Here is an 18,494-nt window from a genome sequence, read left to right as displayed (position 1 = left end):
CCCTCCGGGGCCCCCGGTCGGCCCTCCAGGCCCCTCGGCTCAGTCCTTCAGCCGGTTCGCCTGCTCGACCGCGGTCGCCAGCCCGCGTACCGCCGGGTCCTCGGAGTCGTCGGCGAGCCGGTCGGCGCGGGTGGCGAGTGCGCCGAGCGGAAGCGCGCCGGGCAGGGCGTCGAACCGGGCGTCGCCCGCACGCAGACCGTCGGCGAAATAGGCGGCCACGGCGGCGACCTGGAGGGAGCGGTCGGCCGTCCACAGGTCGCCGTCGAGGGAACCGGCCTCCAGCAGGCCTGACTCCTCGTGCGGGGCGCGGGTGTCGGGGTCCAGCCAGCGGACGCTCGCGGTGGCGAGGTGGCCCGAGGCGCCGGGGCGGGTGCGGACGACGTAGAGCGCGGTGACCGTGTGCCCGGGGCCGACCTCGCCGCCGTCGACCCGGTCGTCGCGGAAGTCCTCGTCGGCCACCGCGCGGTTGTCGTAGCCGATGAGCCGGAACTGCTCGACCGTCTGCGGGTCGAAGGCGACCTGCGCCTTGGCGTCGCGGGCCGTCAGGTCGATGTTCCGCGGGAGCTGGTCGCAGAAGACGGTACGGGCTTCGTCGCGGTCCGAGACGTACACCGTGTGCCCGTCGCCCCTGTCGGCGAGGCGCTCCATGAGGGCGTCGCCGTAGTCGCTGCCGACCCCGACGCCGAACAGGGTGATGCCGTGCTCGCGACGGGCGTCGGAGATGCGTTCCAGGATGCTGTCGGCGTCCGTGTCGCCGGTGTTGGCGAGAGCGTCGGAGATGAGCACGACCCGGTTGGTGGCGCCGTCGCGCAGTCCCTCGACCGCCGTCTCGTAGCCCCTGTCCACGCCGGCGCCGAGGTTGGTCGAGTCCGTCGGCTCCAGGCTGCCGATCGCGTCGTGGACGCGACCCCGGCGGTCGCCGAGGCGGGTCATCGGCAGGACGGTCTCGGCCTTGTCGCTGAAGGTGACCAGGGCGACGGAGTCGTCGTCGCGCAGCCGGTCCGTCATCACGTCGAGGGAGTCCTTGGCCAGGTCCAGACGGCCGGGCTCGGCCATGGAGCCGGAGATGTCGATGACGAAGGTGAGGGCGGCGGGCGGCCGTTCCCGCTCGTCCTCGGCGGCGCGGGTGGCGAGGCCGACGCGGACGAGTGACCAGCGCTCGTCGTCGGTGCGGGCGCCGTCGACGGTGACGGTGAAGCCGTTGCCGTCGGGGCGCCGGTAGTTCTGGCGGAAGCTGTTGACGAATTCCTCGGGCCGGACGGTGGAGGGGTCCGGGACCCTGCCGCCCGCGAGGGTGCGGCGGGCGTAGCCGTAGGAGGCGGTGTCGACGTCCAGGGCGAAGGTGGAGAGGTAGTCGGGGGACGGCGCGATCTCCCGGTCGGGCGCCCCGGTCTGTTCGCCCTCCCGCGCGCCCTGGGCGTCGCCTGTGGGCCCGGCGGGGGCGGGCAGCGGGAGGGTGCGCCCGCCGGACTTGTCGGCGCGGTCCGCCGAATTGCTGCCGTCGCTCGCGCTGCATCCCGTCAGCAGGACGGCGCCCGCGGCCGTCAGCGCGAGCAGCGTGCCGCGCAGCCGGCGGCCTCCGGCGGCCCGTGCGCGTATTCGTGTCAGGTGCGTCCCCATGCTGCCCCCTCGGTGAGCGGCCGTGTGTGGGCCGACGTCTGTGACTGTGACGGCCGAGGGGGCCTGGACGTGCGCTCCGGGGTGTTGCGGATGGATCTCGAAGCGGCCACGACGGGGGGCCTTCGAGACCGGTGGGTGATCCTCCGGAGACCTAGGACACGATGTCCTTGCGCCGGAAACCGCGGAAGGCCAGCGCGAACAGCACGAGCGCGTACGTTATGGAAATCGCCGTGCCCTGGATCATGCCGCTCCACTCCGGGGTCGGCTGGACGGCGTCGGCCCACGCGAACTGCCAGTGCGCGGGCAGGAAGTCGCGCCAGTGGCCGAGGGCGGTGACGGCGTCCAGGACGTTCCCCACGATCGTCAGGCCGACCGCGCCGCCGACCGCGCCGAGCGGGGCGTCCGTCTTCGTGGACAGCCAGAACGCGAGGCCCGCGGTGACGAGTTGGGACACGAAGACGTACGCGATCACCACGAGGAGCCGCTGGGTCGCGGTGCCCGCGGGGAGCGCGCCGCCGGTGGGGATCTCCAGCGGCCCCCAGCCGTAGGCGGCGGTGCCCACCGCGATCGCGACGACCGGCAGCAGGATCATCGCGGCGAGGCTGAGGCCGAGGGCGACGACGAGTTTCGACCACAGCAGCCGGGCCCGGGGCACGGGCGCGGCCAGCAGATAGCGCAGCGACGACCAGCTCGCCTCGGAGGCGATCGTGTCCCCGCAGAACAGGGCGACCGGGATCACCAGGAGGAAGCCCGCGGACACGAACAGGTTCACCGCGGCGAAGTTGGCGCCGGACGCGGTGGCCGTGTCCATGAGGGTGACCTGGCCGTTGCGCGAGCCCGGGTCGCCGCCGATCGCGAACGCCACGACCAGGACGAAGGGCAGCGCCGCGAGGATCGCCCCCATCACGAGGGTGCGGCGCCGCTTCAGCTGCCGGATCAGTTCGACGCGCAGCGGCAGGGTGCGCCGGGCGCGGTACCCGTCGGCCGTCTCGCCGCGCTCGACGAGCGTGCTCATGCGGAGCCTCCGATCAGGGTGAGGAACGCGTCTTCCAGACGGCGGTGCGGGCCCATCGACGCCACGGGCACTTCGAGCCGTACGAGTTCGACGACCAGGCGCTCGGCGCTGCCCCCGGGGGCGAGCCGGACCAGCAGTCCGCCTTCGGTGGCGACGGCCGATGCCACGCCGGGCAGCGCGCCGACCTTCTCGACGACGGGCTCGTCCACGGGCGAACCGGTGCCGACGAGGAGGGTGTCGCCGGAGCCGACGATCTCGCTCACCCGGCCCGCCTGGACCAGCCGGCCGCGGTCCATGACCACGAGGTGCGTGCAGGACTGCTCGACCTCGGCGAGGAGGTGGCTGGAGACGATGACCGTGCGGCCCGCGGCGGCGTAACGGATCATGACCTCGCGCATCTCGCGGATCTGCGGCGGGTCCAGTCCGTTGGTCGGTTCGTCGAGGATGAGGAGGTCGGGCAGGCCGAGCATCGCCTGGGCGATGGCGAGGCGCTGGCGCATGCCCTGGGAGTAGGTGCGGACGGCGCGGGCCAGCGCGTCGCCGAGGCCCGCGATCTCCAGGGCCTCCTCCAGGTGGGCGTCCTCGGGCGGGCGGCCCGTCGCCCGCCAGTACAGTTCCAGATTCTCGCGGCCGGACAGGTGCGGGAGGAAGCCCGCGCCCTCGACGAATGCCCCGACCCGGGAGAGAACCGGCGCGCCCGGCCGGATCGCGTGCCCGAAGACGCGGATCTCGCCGTCGTCCGGCCCGATGAGGCCCATGAGCATGCGCAGGGTTGTCGTCTTGCCCGCGCCGTTCGGTCCGAGCAGGCCGAGGACCTGGCCCTTCTCCACGCGGAACGACAGGTCCCGTACCGCGTACCGGTCGGCTGACCCGGCGTACCGCTTGCTCAGACCGGTGATCTGGAGCGGGACTTCGGCGAGGTCCGGGTCGGGTCCGGCCGGTGCCGTGCGGCGGCGGGCGGTGAGCAGCAGGGCGAGCGCGGCCAGCGCTCCGGCGAGCGGCAGCCACCACACCCAGGAGGGCAGCGGCGCGGCGGCGGTCTTCACGCCGGGCGCCGTGGGGACCGTGAGGTCGCCCTTCAGCGACACGGTGTACGTGGCCGGGGCGGACGGTGAGGCGTAGCCGAGGTCGGTCGAGGCGAGGACGAGGCGCAGCCGGTGGCCCTTCTGCACTTCGTGGTCGACGGCGGGCAGGGTGACCGTGACGTCCTTGCCGGTCCTGGCGCCCTCGACGCGCAGCGGTGTGACGAGCTGGGAGGGCAGCACCTGCTGCCGGCCGCCCGGCCCGACGTCGTAGACCTTCGCGAACAGGACCGCCTCGTCGGCGCTCGACGTGACGTGCACCGTCGCCGTGGGGGTGCCCGTGATCCGCAGGTCGTCGCGGAGCACCGGGGAATCGAAGTGCGCGTACTGGCCGGGGAAGTCGAGCGAGACCCCGACGCCCAGGGAGGACAGCTGGGCGAGGCCGCCCGAGCCGCCGAGGCCCGGCAGCGCCGAGATGGCGGGCGGGCCGCCGCCGGCGGGGTTGTCGAAGCTCTGCTCGCGGCCGCTCAGCGGGACGGTGCGCCGCCCGTCGGTCAGGCCGGGATAGGTGTCCGCGCTCGCCCCGCGCAGCTGTGCGGCGCCGTCGGTGGAGTCGATGCCGCCGGTGCGGGTGACGCGGAAGGCGGGGCCGGTGTCGGCGCCCTTGTCGTCCTTCAGGTAGCGGTCGAACCAGGCGGCGACCCGGGACTCGACGCGGCCGGTCTCCATGTCGCCGCCGTCGTGGCCGCCGGAGATCCAGTCGACGTCCACGGGTGCTCCGTTGGCCCGGATCGCGCGGGCCGTCGCGTCGGCCTGGCCGAGCGGGAACAGCGAGTCGGACTGGCCCTGGACAACGAGCGTGGGCACCTTGATGCGGTCGCCGACGGCGGAGGGGCTGCGCTCCTGGAGCATCCGGGTGGCCGCCTCGTCGGGCTTGCCGGACTCGGCGACGCGGTCGTACATGGCGCACAGCCGGGGCTGGAAGCGGTCGCAGCCGCCACCGGTGTTGACGAACACACCGGCCCAGAGCTTCTTGAACACGCCGTTCGGGAAGAGGGCGTCGGCCAGGTTCCAGTACGTGACGGACGGGGCGATCGCGTCGACCCGCCGGTCGTACGCGGCGGCGAGCAGCGACACGGCGCCGCCGTACGAGGCGCCGGTGACGCCGACGCGCGGGTCGCCGTCCGCGTCGAGCCGGACCTCGGGCCGCCGCGCGAGCCAGTCGATCAGCCGGGACACGTCGGCGACCTCGGCGTCCGGGTCGTTCAGTCCGATCGTGCCGGTGGAGCGGCCGAAGCCGCGTGCCGACCAGGTCAGCACCGCGTATCCGTCACGGGCGAGCTGCTCCGCCTCGTCCCGGACGTCGGCCTTGCTGCCGCCGAAGCCGTGTGCGAGGAGCACGGCGGGGCGGCGGTGCGAGGACGGGCCCGCGGTGAAGTACGAGGTGTCGACGCGCACGCCGCCGCTCATCGCCATGACGCGGTCGGCGCGGTGCACGGGCGGCGCGTCGTCCGAGGCGACGGCCGTCCAGGTGCCGGCGCCGGCGAGCACGACGAGGGCGGCGGCCGCGGCGGCGAACCTCCCCCGGGTGCCCGGCCACGTCCGGCCGGAGAGCGGGCCCCGGCGCGGCCCGCGCGGTCGGGGCAGTCGAAGATCCATGCTCCAACGGTACGGGCGGGGACCGGCGACGGATGCAGCCACCGGGCTGAACCCCGGCCCCTCCCACAGGAGTACGGGCGGGTACCGGCGTACCGCGTCCGTGGTACGAACGGCCCATGGAGATGCGCCGCGCCATCACGGTCGGGGAAGTGACCGCCGTCGAGTACCTCTTCGACCACCCCCTGCGCCCCGAACGGGCCCGGCGTTTCCTGGGGACCCAGGGCCACCACCTGTTCCTGGCGTACGAGGACGGCGGGCCCGTCGGGTTCGTCAGCGGTGTGGAGACGGTCCACCCCGACAAGGGCACCGAGATGTTCCTGTACGAGCCGGCGGTCGCCGGACCGTTCCGGCGGCGCGGCACCGGGAGCGCGCTGGTGCGGGCGCTCGCCGCGCCGGCCCGGGAGCGCGGCTGCTACGGCATGTGGGTCGGCGTCGACACCGGGAACGACGTCGCCCTTGCCACCTACCGCAGCGCGGGTGGCAAGGACGACGGGTCGTGCACGGTGGTGACCTGGGACTTCGCCTAGGCCTGCGCGTCCTCCGGGATCGACACCAGCCAGCGGGTCTCGCGTCGGGGCCGCAGGTAGAAGGCCCAGTACAGGGTGGCGACGGCCGTGATGCCGCCGGTCCACAGCAGGTAGGAGGTCTCCTGCTGGCTGAGGACGTAGGCGAGGACCGCGATGAGCACGACGGGCATCGCGGGCCACAGCGGCATCCGCCAGGCCTGCGTGTGGCGGTGCTGGCCGCGGCGGGCGAGCAGCGCGGCGACGGCGACGAGGAGGTACATGGCCGTCACGGAGACGCCGGTGACGCCGTACAGCGTGTCCAGGTTGACGAAGCACAGGAGCGCTCCGGGGACGCCCACGAGGAGCGTGGCGACCCAGGGGGAGCCGAAGCGGCCGAGGCGCGACAGGCCCTTGTTGACGGGCTCGGGCCAGGCCTTGTCACGGGCGGAGGCGAACAGGACCCGCGAGTTCTGGATGACCATGACGATGCCCGCGTTGATGATCGCGAGGGCGACGCACAGGCTGACGAAGGTGCCGACGGCGGAGTTCGACCACGCGGTGACCATGCTGCTGATGTCGCCGCCGGTGAGGGCGGAGAGGTCCGAGGCGCCCATGGTGATGGCGACGACCGGGACCAGGATGATCACGGTGGAGATGGCGAGGGTGGCCAGGACCGTGCGGGCGACGTTGCGGCGCGGGTTCTCCAGCTCCTCGGAGAGGTAGACGGCGGTGGAGAAGCCCTGGGTGACGAAGAGGGCGATGGCGAGTCCGGACACGACCAGCATGGCCGTGACGGTGTCCGTGTGGCCTCCGGAGCCCGCGACCTGCATCGAGACCAGACTGCCCGGGCCGCGCTCGCTGTGGGCGAAGCCGAGGACCGCCACGACGGCCGCCGCGATGACTTCGAGGACCAGGAAGATGCCGGTGATCCAGGCGTTGGCCCGCAGGTCGAGCAGGCCCGCGAGGGTGGCGAGGAGCATGACGCCGGCACCGGTCATGGCGGGGTCGAGGTGCACGATCGGCGCGAGGTAGTCGGCGGTGCCCATCGCGATCACCGGCGGCACGATCATGACGACCAGCAGGGAGAGCACGAAGACCAGCCAGCCCGCGAGGCGTCCGGCCATCGTCGAGACCATCGCGTACTCGCCGCCGGCGCTGGGGATGAGGGTGCCCAGCTCCGAATAGCAGAACGCCACCGCTATGCAGAGCAGGGAGCCGATGGCGATCGTGAGGGCGGTGGCGGTGCCGAGCGAGCCGAACAGGTCGGGAACGACCACGAAGAGCGTGGAGGCGGGCGTCACGCAGGAGAGCGTCAGCAGGGTGCCGCCGACGACGCCGATGGAGCGCTTGAGCTTTCGAGGGCTGTCCGGCGCCGGGGAGGCGGCGTCCAGGACTGCGGTCTCGACAGGGCGGAGCGTGTCGGTCATGAAGCGGTTCCGATCGACTCGTGCGTCAGGTGATTCGGGCGGGAGCGATATCGCCTCCGGCGGCTCGCGTCGTACGTCTTTTCGTCCGCTCCCGACGTTGATGGAACCTTGACGGAAACCGTTGCGTCAATGGTCGTTTACCTTCGGAATCCGCACTAGCGGAGCGACCCATGTCACATCGCTTTCCCAGGCTTGTGCGCCCCTATATGGCAATCACCAAGACTCAGCAGAATCTGACCTTGCTTTCGAAGGCATGGGGAGCGAAACGCCTGCGCCACCCGTTTCATCACCCGCACACGGGAACCGCAGCTCGCCCGTTCAAATTCACCTGAATTTCTCGGGGGCCGGCACGGCTACCGAGCGGTAGGGATCCGCTCCCCGGACGCACCGGTGCCCCGGGACCGGCTCGCGGTTCCGGGGCACCGAGGGGCTGTGTCAGTGGTTGCGCGGGAAGCCCAGGTCGACGCCGGCCGGCGCCTCGGACGGGTCCGGCCAGCGGGTGGTGACGACCTTGCCGCGGGTGTAGAAGTGCGTGCCGTCGTTGCCGTAGATGTGGTGGTCCCCGAAGAGGGAGTCCTTCCAGCCACCGAAGGAGTGGTAGCCCACGGGCACCGGGATCGGCACGTTCACGCCGACCATGCCCGCCTCGATCTCCAGCTGGAAGCGGCGGGCGGCGCCGCCGTCCCGGGTGAAGATCGCGGTGCCGTTGCCGAACGGCGAGGCGTTGATGAGGGCGACACCCTCCTCGTAGGTGTCGACGCGCAGCACGCACAGGACGGGGCCGAAGATCTCGTCCTTGTACGCGTCCGCCGACGTGGGCACCTTGTCGAGCAGCGAGAGGCCGATCCAGTGGCCGTCCTCGTAGCCCTCGACGGTGTAGCCGGTGCCGTCCAGGACGACCTCGGAACCCTGGGCCGCCGCGCCGGCCACGTACGACGCGACCTTGTCGCGGTGCGCGGCCGTGATCAGCGGGCCCATCTCGGAGGTCGGGTCGTTGCCGGGACCGATCTTGATCTTCTCGGCGCGCTCGCGGATCTTCGCGACCAGCTCGTCGCCGACCGAGCCGACGGCCACCACGGCCGAGATGGCCATGCAACGCTCACCGGCCGAGCCGTAGGCGGCCGACACGGCGGCGTCCGCCGCGGCGTCCAGGTCCGCGTCCGGGAGGACCAGCATGTGGTTCTTGGCACCGCCCAGGGCCTGGACGCGCTTGCCGTTCGCCGAGGCCGTGGTGTGGATGTAGCGGGCGATCGGGGTCGAGCCCACGAAGGAGACGGCGGCGACGTCCGGGTGCTCCAGGAGGCGGTCGACGGCCACCTTGTCGCCGTGCACCACGTTGAAGACGCCGTCCGGCAGACCGGCCTCGGCCAGCAGCTCGGCGACCTTCATCGACGCCGACGGGTCCTTCTCGGACGGCTTGAGCACGAAGGTGTTGCCGCACGCGATGGCGATCGGGAACATCCACATCGGCACCATGGCCGGGAAGTTGAACGGCGTGATGCCCGCGACGACGCCGAGCGGCTGGCGGATCGACGACACGTCGACCCGGGAGGCCACCTCGGTCGACAGCTCGCCCTTCAGCTGCACGGTGATCCCGCAGGCCAGGTCCACGATCTCCAGGCCGCGGGCGACCTCGCCGAGCGCGTCCGAGTGCACCTTGCCGTGCTCGGCGGTGATCAGCTCGGCGATCTCGTCGCGGTGGGCGTCGAGCAGCGCGCGGAACTTGAACAGGATCGTGGTCCGCCTGGCCAGCGAGGACTGGCCCCAGGTCGCGTACGCGTCCTTCGCGGCGGCGACCGCGGCGTCCACCTCGTCGACGGTCGCGAAGGCGACCTGCGTGGTCACGGCGCCGGTCGCCGGGTCGGTCACCGGCCCGTACGTACCCGACGCACCTTCGACGGTCTTGCCACCGATCCAGTGGTTGACGGTCTTCGTCATGGCCAAAAACTCCTTCACAGATGGCGGCGTCGGGCGGCGACGTGCCGGTCGTACTCCTCGCGCGCCTTGACCGCCGACGATCGGGTCGCGGTCTCGGCCACAGGTACATCCCACCAGGCTTGCGCCGGGGGCGCGCCCGACACTGTGTCTGCCGTTTCGGTCTCGACGTAGACACATGTGGGAGTGTCCGCCGCGCGCGCCTCGGCCAGGGCGGCCCGCAGGTCACGCACGGTCTTCGCGCGTAGGACGCGCATCCCCAGGCTGGCCGCGTTGGCCGCGAGATCGACGGGCAGCGGAGCGCCCGTGTACGTGCGGTCCTCGGCCCGGAAGCGGTACGCCGTGCCGTACCGCTCGCCGCCCACGGCCTCGGAGAGACCGCCGATCGAGGCGTACCCGTGGTTCTGCAGGATCAGCACCTTGATGGCGACGCCCTCCTGCACGGCGGTGACGATCTCCGTCGGCATCATCAGATACGTGCCGTCGCCGACCAGCGCCCACACCGGGCGGCCCGGGGCCGCCATCCGCACACCGATCGCCGCCGGGATCTCGTAGCCCATGCACGAGTAGCCGTACTCGACGTGGTACTGGTCCCGGGACCGGGTGCGCCACAGCTTGTGCAGGTCGCCGGGGAGCGAGCCGGCCGCGTTGATCAGGATGTCGTCCTCGGTGACCAGCTCGTCGAGCAGACCGAGGACCTGCGGCTGGGTCGGGCGTATGTCGTCGTCCTCGGCCTCGTAGGCCGCCTCGACACGGTACTCCCAGCGCTCCTTGTCGTCCGTGTACTCGGTGACGTAGGCCGGCTCGGCGCGGTGGTCGTGCAGCAGCAGCGCCTCGGTCAGTTCCTCGAGTCCCGCCCTGGCGTCGGCGACCAGCGGGAGGCCGCCGAGTTTGTGGCCGTCGTACGGCGCGATGTTGAGGTTCAGGAAACGAACGTCCGAGCCGCCGAAGAGGGTGCCCGAGGCGGTGGTGAAGTCGGTGTAGCGGGTGCCGACGCCGATCACCAGGTCGGCGGTGCGGGCCAGCTCGTCGGCGGTCGCGGTGCCGGTGTGGCCGATGCCGCCGACGTCCTGCGGGTGGTCCCAGCGCAGCGAGCCCTTGCCCGCCTGGGTGGAGGCCACCGGGATGCGGGTGGCGGAGGCCAGCTCGGCGAGCGCCCCCTCGGCACGGCTGTGGTGGACGCCGCCGCCCGCGACGATCAGCGGACGCCGGGCCTCACGGATCGCCCGCACGGCGGCGGCCAGCTCGGCCTGGTCGACCGCCGGGCGGCGCACCGCCCAGGTCCGCTCGGCGAAGAACTCCTCCGGCCAGTCGTACGCCTCCGCCTGCACGTCCTGCGGCAGCGCGAGAGTGACGGCGCCGGTCTCGACGGGGTCGGTGAGCACACGCATCGCCTGGAGGGCGGCCGGGATCAGCGCCTCGGGGCGGGTGATCCGGTCGAAGTACCGGGACACCGGGCGCAGGCAGTCGTTGACCGACACGTCGCCCGCGTAGGGGACTTCGAGCTGCTGGAGGACCGGGTCGGCGGGGCGGGTCGCGAAGACGTCGCCGGGCAGCAGCAGGACCGGGAGATGGTTGACGGTGGCGAGGGCCGCGCCGGTGACGAGGTTCGTGGCGCCGGGGCCGATGGAGGTGGTGACGGCGTGCGTGGACAGCCGGCCGGACTGGCGGGCGTAGCCGACCGCCGCGTGCACCATGGCCTGTTCGTTGCGGCCCTGGTGGTAGGGCATGGCGTCGCCGTACTCGACGAGTGCCTGGCCGATCCCGGCGACGTTGCCGTGACCGAAGATGCCCCAGGTGGCGCCGATCAGCCGCTGCCGGTCGCCGTCCCGTTCCGTGTACTGGGCTGCCAGGAAGCGCACCAGCGCCTGTGCGACCGTCAGCCTCGTCGTTGAGGTCATCGGTATCCCTCTGTGGTCTCTAGGTGTCCCGGGTGGAAGCAGATCCGCCACTCCCTGTCCTTGCCCGGTCCGGCCATGACGTTCAGGTAGTACATCGTGTGGCCGGGCTGGGCGACGGACGGGCCGTGCCATCCGTCGGGGACGAGGACGGCATCGCCGGTGCGGACCTCGGCGAGGACGTCGGAGCCACCCTCGCGCGAAGGGAATACGCGCTGATAGCCGAAACCGTTCGGGCCGTCGATCTCGAAGTAGTAGATCTCCTCCAGTTCGCTCTCCTCGCCCGGCCGGTACTCGTCGTGCTTGTGCGGCGGGTACGAGGACCAGTTGCCGCCCGGGGTGATGACCTCGACGGCGATGAGCCGGTCGCAGTCGAAGGCGTCCGCGGAGGCGAAGTTGCGCACCTGGCGGGCGCAGTTGCCGCTGCCGCGGGCTTCGACGGGAACCTCCGGCGCGGGGCCGTAGCGGGCGGGGAGTCGGCGCTCGCACTTCGCTCCTGCCAGGGCGAAGCGGCCTCCCGCACCGGAGGCGATCTGGACCCGGGCGTCGCGGGGCACGTACGCGAAGTCGGAGACTCCGGCGAACACGTCTTCCCTGCCCAGGAGGGGGAACTCTGCTTCCTCGATGCCGTCCTTGACGCGGACCGTGCCGCCGCCGGCGAGCGGAAGCACGATCCACTCGCTGTCACCGGTGGTGAAGGTGTGGGTGCCGTCGGGCGGCAGTTCGACGACCCGCAGGCTCGCATGGGTCCAGCCGGCCCGCTCGGGGTCGATGTCGAGCGCGTAGTGCGCGTCGGCGGTGGCGCCTCGGGGGACGTACAGCTCTTTGCTCATGCGGCCCTCACAGGAGTCCTACGGCGGTGTCCACGGCCGCGGCGACATCGCCGTCCGCCGGGTAGAGCAGGGAGCGGCCCACCACCAGGCCCCGCACGGTGGGCAGTTGGAGCGCGCCGCGCCACTTCTCGTACGCGCCCTCCTGGTCCTCCGCGACGTCGCCGCCGAGGAGGACTGCGGGCAGGGTGGAGGTCTCCATGACCCGGGCCATGTCGTCGGGGTTGTCCGTGACGGGAACCTTCAGCCATGTGTACGCCGAACTGCCGCCCAGACCACTGGCGATGGCGATGGACTTGGTGACGGCCTCGGCGCTCAGGTCGTTGCGCAGCGTGCCGTCGTCGCGGCGGTGGCACAGGAACGGCTCGACGAAGACCGGCAGCCGCCGCTCGGCCATCTCGTCGATCACCCGGGCGGTGGACTCCAGCGTGCGCAGGGAGCCCGGATCGTCGTAGTCGATGCGCAACAGGAGCTTGCCCGCGTCGAAACCGAGCCGCTCGATGTCCTGTGGCCGGTGGCCGGTGAACCGGTCGTCCAACTCGAAGGAGGCGCCCGCGAGTCCGCCCCGGTTCATCGACCCGAGGACGACCTTGTCGTCGAGCGCGCCGAGCAGCAGCAGGTCGTCGAGGACGTCGGCGCTGGCGAGCACACCGTCGACACCGGGACGGGACAGGGCGAGGCAGAGCCGCTCCAGGAGGTCGGCGCGGCCGGCCATGGCGAGCCTGCGGTCGCCGACGGCCAGTGCGCCCCGGGCCGGGTGGTCCGCCGCGACGATCATCAGCCGTCCGGAGTCGCCCACCAGGGGACGGCGCACCCGGCGGGCGGCGGCCTCGGCGATCGCCTCGGGCTGCCGGGCGCGGGTGCGGACGAGTCCGGCGAGGTCGACCGTGCGGTACGGCGGGCGGAGTTCGCCGTGGACGGCGCGGGCACCGGTGGCCGCGCCGGCGGGGCCGGTCGCGTCGCCGCCCTGCTCGTGCCGGGCGCCCCCGACATGGCCCGCTCTCATCGCACTTCTCCCGCCGTGATCGCGTCCTCGATCTCCTCGGGTGTCGGCATCGCGGAGGAGCACTCCAGGCGGGACGCGACGATCGCTCCGGCCGCGTTGGCGTGCCGCATGACGCGCTCCAGGTCCCAGCCGGCGAGCAGTCCGTGGCACAGGGATCCGCCGAACGCGTCGCCGGCGCCGAGGCCGTTGAGGACGTCGACCGGCAGCGGCGGGACCTCGGCGCGGGAGCCGTCGCGGTGGACGGCGAGGACACCCTTGGGTCCCTGCTTCACCACCGCGAGTTCGACCCCCGCGTCCAGCAGGGCGCGGGCGGCGGCGTCCGGTTCGCGCTCGCCGGTCGCGATCTCGACCTCGTCGAGGTTGCCGACCGCGACGGTGGTGTGGCGCAGGGCCTCGGTGTAGAACGGCCGGGCCGCCCCGGGGTCCTTCCAGAACATGGGCCGCCAGTCCAGGTCGAAGACCGTCGCGGCGGACCGGGCGCGGTGGGCGAGGGCCGCGAGGGTCGCGGTGCGGCTGGGCTCCTCGCTCAGGCCCGTGCCGGTCACCCAGAACAGACGGGCCGCGCGGATGGCCTCCAGATCGAGGTCCCGTGCGTGGATCTCCAGGTCCGGGGCCTTGGGCTGCCGGTAGAAGTAGAGCGGGAAGTCGTCGGGCGGGAAGACCTCGCAGAAGGTGACGGGGGTGGGCAGTCCGGGAACCGCCGTGACCCAGCGGTCGTCGACCCCGAAACCGCGCAGCGCCTCGTGGAGGTATGCGCCGAACGGGTCCTCACCCGTCCGTGTGATCACCGCCGTACGCCGTCCGAGCCGGGCGGCGGCCACCGCCACGTTCGTCGCCGAGCCGCCGAGGAACTTCCCGAAGGACGTCACCCGGGCCAGCGTGACCCCCGTCTGCAACGGGTAGAGGTCCACACCGATCCGCCCCATGGTGATCAGGTCGTACGCCATCGCCTTCCCTTCGCTACGGCTGAACCCAGGTCTAGTCCCGCGCGGGGAACCCTGTCAACGTTTTGTCCAGACATTCGGACGATGGCTTGACAGCTTTCCGGGGCCGCCCGAAGCTGACGCCCATGACGTCGTTGCCGCCGCAGTCATCGCCTCGCCCGTCGCCGCAGTCGCCGCCTTCGTCCTCACTGTCCCGCATCCGAATCGGTTCGGCTCCCGACTCCTGGGGCGTCTGGTTCCCCGACGACGCCCGGCAGATCCCCTGGCGGCGATTCCTGGACGAGGTCTCCGAGTCCGGGTACGAGTGGATCGAACTCGGCCCGTACGGCTATCTGCCCACCGATCCCGGCGTCCTGAGGGAGGAGACGGCGCGACGCGGGCTCGCCGTCTCGGCCGGCACCGTCTTCACCGCACTGCACAAGGGGCCCGAGGTGTGGGAGTCCACCTGGGCGCACGTCGCGGACATCGCCGCACTCACCCGGGCGATGGGCGCCGAGCACCTCGTCGTCATTCCCGCCTTCTGGCGCGACGACAAGACCGGCGCGGTGCTGGAGGACAGCACGCTGACCCCCACGCAGTGGCGCAACCTGACCGCGCAGACGGAGCGGCTCGCCCACGAGGTGCGCGAACGCTTCGGGTTGCGGATCGTCGTCCATCCGCACGCCGACACACACATCGACAGCGAGGAGAACGTGACGCGTTTCCTCGACTCGACCGACTCCTCGCTCGTGTCCCTGTGCCTCGACACCGGCCACTACGCCTACTGCGGCGGGGACAGCGTCAAGCTCATCGAGACGTACGGCGAGCGCATCGGCTACCTCCATCTCAAGCAGGTGGACCCGCTGGTGCTGGCCGAGGTGCGGGCCGGCGAGGTGCCGTTCGGGCCCGCCGTGGCCCGCGGCGTGATGTGCGAACCGCCGTCCGGTGTACCGGCGCTGGAGCCCGTGCTCGCCGCCGCCCAGCAGCTCGGCGTCGAACTCTTCGCCATCGTCGAGCAGGACATGTACCCGTGCCCGCCGGACAAGCCGCTGCCGATCGCCCGGCGGACCCGGGCGTTCCTGAGGTCGTGCGGGGCGTAGCGACGCGCTCGCCCGTCGGGAACGGGCAGCGGGACGGGCCCCGCGGGGCGCAGCGGCGCGCTCGCCCCGTCGGGAGCGCGGGGTGAGACGGGCCTTCCGGCCGGTGGGGCCGCGTTGCACGATGGGGGTTTCCCCGGTGCTGACGGACGGCGGGAGGCATGGATGACGACGGGAATCGTCTCGCGGGCCGGGTGCGGACCCGGCGGCACCTGGGAGACCGCGCTCGCGTCGCCCCATCCACGACTACGGCCGGGCGTGCTCAGCTACCGCGGCATCCGGCTCGCCCTCGACGGCCCCCGGCGCAGGCTGGAGGCGCCGATCGGCGCGGCGACCCTGCTCCTCGGCTTCGACCAGCCCCTGCGCGTCTCCCGGGCGGGCCGGCCCCCCGCCACACTCGTGTCGGTGTTCTCCGGGCCGACCACCACTTCGGCCGTCGGCGAGCACGGCGGACGGCTGGCGGGCATCGAGGTCATGCTCGCGCCGTGGGCCGCGTTCACGCTGTTCGGAACACCCCAGTACGAACTCGCCGACCGGACGGTGGACCCCGACGAACTGCCGTGCCCGCCGGGCGCGGCGGCGGGCCGGGATCGCTGGGGCAGCATCGGTGAACTGTCCGCCGCACTGGCCGCGCTGCCCGGCTGGGCGGAGCGGTTCCGGCTGCTCGACGACGTGTTCGCACGGTGGGCCGCGGCGGGGCCGCCGAGCTCGGCGCGGGTCGTACGGGCCTGGGACCGGCTCCAGCGGACCTGGGGCGCCGTCCCCGTACCCCGGCTCGCCGACGAGGTCGGCTGGAGCGTACGGCAGTTGGAGAACCGGTTCCGGGAACAGATCGGACTCGGCCCGAAGGCCGCCGCCCGGGTGCTGCGCCTGCAACGGGCACGGCGGCTGCTCGCGGCGGGGCGTTCGCAGGCGGAGACCGCGGCGGCGTGCGGGTTCTACGACCAGGCTCATCTCAGCGGGGAGTTCAGGACGATGACCGGCTGCACACCGGGTGAGTTCACGGCGGCGCGGGTGGCTCCTCCCGTGGCTCCGCCCGGTCCTCCGGGAACGGACCGGATGGCGGGCGAGGCCACCAGCCTGCTCCTCACCGCCGACGGGGACACCGCTCCTCACGGCCGACGCGCGGCCTCCTCCCGACCGGCCCCCTCCCGACCGGGCCCGGACCGCTCCGGGGGAACGGCAGTCCGCCGGAACGTGATCGACCCGAGTGCGATTTTTTCCAAGACCCGCGGGACGCGCTGACGGCACGCTGATCCTTCCGGCCACGCACCAGGGGGGATGCGGGGAGCCGGTGGGCCGGGCCCGGCAAGGGCGGCTCCCGCGCGAACACGGTGGGAGAGCCCCGGGGGACAGGGGCCCGGCCCGCCGACGGATCCGCTCCGCGTGTTCGTCAGCGTCCTGTGCTCAAAAGGCACTTGATGCCCACGGCCACCTGGCGTACACCTCTTCGCTCGTTCGCCAATGCGTCACTCGTGTCACAAAAACCACCCCCCTGTCACACATGTCGCGTGTACGCGGGTCTTGCGTCACACCCGGTTCACAGCCACTGCCCGGTGCTCACGCCGCGTCGTTCACGGAGCACAGGCTTTGTGATCGCCAGCGCAGCGCCCGGCTCCCCCGACGGCCGCCCCCGGCCGCCGCCGCGGTGCGCGCAGGGAGGTGCCACTCATGACCGACCGTAGGCTCTGGTCGTACAAGGAGATCGCGGCGCACATCAAGGTGCAGCCGGACACCGTCCGGTCGTACCGCAAGCACGGGCTGCTGCCGGCACCCGACCACGTGGAGCGGGGAAAGCCCTATTGGTACGCCGACACCGTCCGGGCCTGGGTCGCCTCCCGCCCGGGAAACCGGGGCCGCCGAGACGACTGAGCCGCCCCGCCCGGCTGCCCCACCTCCGGGTGGGGCACCCTTCTTCGCATGAACTTCTCCATGAAACCCGTCCTCACCGGCGAGAAGACCGTGCTGCGCCCGTTCACCGCGGACGACGCGGAGGCGATCCTGGAGATCCTCGACGACCCCGACGTCATTCGCTTCACCTTCCCGTCGCAGCCGGGCACCCTCTTCACCCTGGAACACCTGCGGGCCGTCTACGGCGCCCGCGCCACCCAGCCCGACCGACTCGACCTCGCGGTGACCGACCCCGCCACCGGCGAACTCGTCGGCGAGGTCGTCCTCAACGAGTGGGACCCCGTCCAGCGCAGCTGCTCCTTCCGCACACTCATCGGACCCCGCGGCCGGGACCGGGGCCTTGGCACCGAGGCGGTCCGTCTCATCGTCGGCCACGGCTTCGAACAACTCGGCCTGCACCGGATCTCCTTGGGCGTCTACGGCAACAACCACCGTGCCCGGCGCGTGTACGAGAAGGTCGGTTTCGTGGTCGAGGGCGTCCTGCGCGAGGCCGCGCTGCGTGACGGTGAATGGGTCGACGAGGTGCTCATGGCGATCCTCGACCACGAGTGGGCCGCCCACAAAGGCCACCCGGAGGGCCGGGTCAGCTCCACGGCTCGATGACCGTCACCCCCGACCCCGGTGCCGTGCCCATCGCCGCCAGCGCGGACGGCGCCGCGTCCAGCGGGATCGTCGAGGTGACCAGGAGGTCGGGCCGCAGCACACCCGCGCGGACCAGCTCCAGCATGCCGGGGTAGGCGTGCGCGGCCATCCCGTGGCTGCCCAGCACTTCCAGTTCCAGGCCGATCACGCGGGCCATCGGGACCGGGGTGGCACCGGTCGGCGAGGGCAGCAGACCGACCTGGACGTGCCGGCCGCGGCGGCGCAGCCCGTGCACCGAGGCCGCGCAGGTGGCCTCGGAGCCGAGGGCGTCCAGCGACAGGTGGGCGCCACCGCCGGTCAGTTCCCGGACGGCCTCGGCGACATCCCCGGTCCGGGACCCGTCCACGCACTCCGCCGCCCCGAACTTCCGTGCCAGGTCCAGCGCCGCGGGCGACACGTCGACGGCCACGACCCGCGCCCCCGACGCCGCCGCGATCATCACCGCCGACAGGCCGACGCCCCCGCAGCCGTGCACGGCGACCCACTCCCCTGCCGCCACCCGGCCCTGCGCGACCACCGCGCGGTAGGCCGTGGCGAACCGGCAGCCCAGCGAGGCGGCCGTCGCGAAGGACAGCTCGTCCGGCACCGCGACCAGGTTCACCTCGGCGTGGTCGAGTGCCACGTACTCGGCGAAGGAGCCCCAGTGCGTGAAGCCCGGCTGGGTCTGGCGCTCGCACACCTGCTGGTCGCCCGCCGCGCACGAAGGGCAGCTTCCGCAGGCGCACACGAACGGAACGGTGACCCGGTCGCCGGCACGCCAGCCGGTCACCCGGGCACCCACCGCCTCGACGACTCCGGCGAGTTCGTGGCCCGGCACGTGCGGCAGGGTGATGTCGGGATCGTGGCCCATCCAGCCGTGCCAGTCGCTCCGGCACAGCCCGGTGGCCTCGACGCGCACCACGACCCCGTGCTCCGCGGGCGCCGGGTCCGCGACCTCGCGTACCTCGGCCGGTTCCTCGTACCGCTCGAACACCACTGCCCGCATCCGTCTCGCCCTCCGCCC

Annotated in this window: 14 protein-coding genes and 1 pseudogene; 5 read left to right on the top strand and 10 right to left on the bottom strand. The window is 72.6% G+C overall.

Annotated features, from left to right (window positions below; all coding sequences use genetic code 11):
* Positions 1-39: 39 nt before the first annotated feature.
* The 3 genes from ABEB03_RS04295 to ABEB03_RS04285 all read right to left on the bottom strand — a co-directional run bounded on the left by ABEB03_RS04295 (position 40) and on the right by ABEB03_RS04285 (position 5,316).
* Positions 40-1,620, bottom strand: a complete 1,581-nt coding sequence (locus ABEB03_RS04295) for a vWA domain-containing protein (RefSeq protein ID WP_345641355.1) — start codon at positions 1,618-1,620, stop codon at positions 40-42.
* 151 nt (positions 1,621-1,771) lie between these two features.
* A complete protein-coding gene (locus tag ABEB03_RS04290; RefSeq protein ID WP_095934435.1) occupies positions 1,772-2,635 on the bottom strand; it encodes an ABC transporter permease in 864 nt (287 codons plus the stop codon).
* Positions 2,632-5,316 (bottom strand): alpha/beta fold hydrolase, encoded by a 2,685-nt coding sequence (locus ABEB03_RS04285; protein WP_345641349.1) that lies wholly within the window; start codon positions 5,314-5,316, stop codon positions 2,632-2,634. Before ABEB03_RS04285 ends, ABEB03_RS04290 begins: the two co-directional genes overlap by 4 nt.
* Before the next feature lie 116 nt (positions 5,317-5,432).
* Here ABEB03_RS04285 and ABEB03_RS04280 point away from each other — a divergent pair, with 116 nt between their 5' ends.
* A complete protein-coding gene (locus ABEB03_RS04280; RefSeq protein WP_345641346.1) occupies positions 5,433-5,843 on the top strand; it encodes a GNAT family N-acetyltransferase in 411 nt (136 codons plus the stop codon).
* Here the strand turns inward: ABEB03_RS04280 and ABEB03_RS04275 are convergent.
* From ABEB03_RS04275 to iolC, 6 genes are all read right to left on the bottom strand, one after another.
* A complete protein-coding gene (locus ABEB03_RS04275; RefSeq protein WP_345641343.1) occupies positions 5,840-7,249 on the bottom strand; it encodes an APC family permease in 1,410 nt (469 codons plus the stop codon). The two genes, ABEB03_RS04280 and ABEB03_RS04275, sit on opposite strands and share 4 nt — an antisense overlap.
* A 435-nt stretch (positions 7,250-7,684) precedes the next feature.
* Positions 7,685-9,187: a CoA-acylating methylmalonate-semialdehyde dehydrogenase gene (gene mmsA, locus ABEB03_RS04270; RefSeq protein WP_345641340.1), complete on the bottom strand. Its 1,503-nt coding sequence runs from the start codon at positions 9,185-9,187 to the stop codon at positions 7,685-7,687.
* 14 nt (positions 9,188-9,201) lie between these two features.
* Positions 9,202-11,085, bottom strand: a complete 1,884-nt coding sequence (iolD, locus tag ABEB03_RS04265; protein WP_345641337.1) for a 3D-(3,5/4)-trihydroxycyclohexane-1,2-dione acylhydrolase (decyclizing) — start codon at positions 11,083-11,085, stop codon at positions 9,202-9,204.
* A complete protein-coding gene (gene iolB, locus ABEB03_RS04260; protein WP_345641334.1) occupies positions 11,082-11,915 on the bottom strand; it encodes a 5-deoxy-glucuronate isomerase in 834 nt (277 codons plus the stop codon). Before iolB ends, iolD begins: the two co-directional genes overlap by 4 nt.
* A 7-nt stretch (positions 11,916-11,922) precedes the next feature.
* Positions 11,923-12,918 carry a Cgl0159 family (beta/alpha)8-fold protein gene (locus ABEB03_RS04255; RefSeq protein ID WP_345641331.1) on the bottom strand — a complete coding sequence of 332 codons (996 nt, stop codon included), beginning with the start codon at positions 12,916-12,918 and terminating at the stop codon, positions 11,923-11,925.
* Positions 12,915-13,865: a 5-dehydro-2-deoxygluconokinase gene (gene iolC / locus ABEB03_RS04250; protein ID WP_345641327.1), complete on the bottom strand. Its 951-nt coding sequence runs from the start codon at positions 13,863-13,865 to the stop codon at positions 12,915-12,917. The genes ABEB03_RS04255 and iolC overlap by 4 nt, the downstream gene beginning before the upstream one ends.
* A 122-nt stretch (positions 13,866-13,987) precedes the next feature.
* Between iolC and ABEB03_RS04245 the strand changes: the two genes are divergently transcribed.
* The 4 genes and pseudogenes from ABEB03_RS04245 (at position 13,988) to ABEB03_RS04230 (ending at position 17,452) form a co-directional block, all read left to right on the top strand.
* Positions 13,988-14,941 carry a sugar phosphate isomerase/epimerase family protein gene (locus ABEB03_RS04245; protein ID WP_345641324.1) on the top strand — a complete coding sequence of 318 codons (954 nt, stop codon included), beginning with the start codon at positions 13,988-13,990 and terminating at the stop codon, positions 14,939-14,941.
* Between the two features lie 162 nt (positions 14,942-15,103).
* Positions 15,104-16,027, top strand: a pseudogene (locus tag ABEB03_RS04240) (helix-turn-helix domain-containing protein); the annotation flags it as partial.
* A gap of 582 nt (positions 16,028-16,609) precedes the next feature.
* Positions 16,610-16,810, top strand: a complete 201-nt coding sequence (locus tag ABEB03_RS04235) for a helix-turn-helix transcriptional regulator (RefSeq protein ID WP_028803562.1) — start codon at positions 16,610-16,612, stop codon at positions 16,808-16,810.
* Positions 16,811-16,858: 48 nt separating this feature from the next.
* The gene (locus ABEB03_RS04230) at positions 16,859-17,452 is read left to right on the top strand and encodes a GNAT family N-acetyltransferase (protein WP_345641314.1); all 594 of its coding nucleotides are present in this window, start codon (positions 16,859-16,861) and stop codon (positions 17,450-17,452) included.
* On the opposite strand, the gene ABEB03_RS04225 is transcribed toward ABEB03_RS04230, so the two are convergent.
* The gene (locus ABEB03_RS04225; protein ID WP_345641311.1) at positions 17,433-18,476 is read right to left on the bottom strand and encodes a zinc-dependent alcohol dehydrogenase family protein; all 1,044 of its coding nucleotides are present in this window, start codon (positions 18,474-18,476) and stop codon (positions 17,433-17,435) included. The two genes, ABEB03_RS04230 and ABEB03_RS04225, sit on opposite strands and share 20 nt — an antisense overlap.
* Between the last annotated feature and the right edge of the window lie 18 nt (positions 18,477-18,494).

It is taken from the genome of Streptomyces siamensis, from assembly GCF_039543605.1.
GTDB classification, from domain to species: domain Bacteria; phylum Actinomycetota; class Actinomycetes; order Streptomycetales; family Streptomycetaceae; genus Streptomyces; species Streptomyces siamensis.
This window is presented reverse-complemented; position numbering and strand designations above follow the sequence as displayed.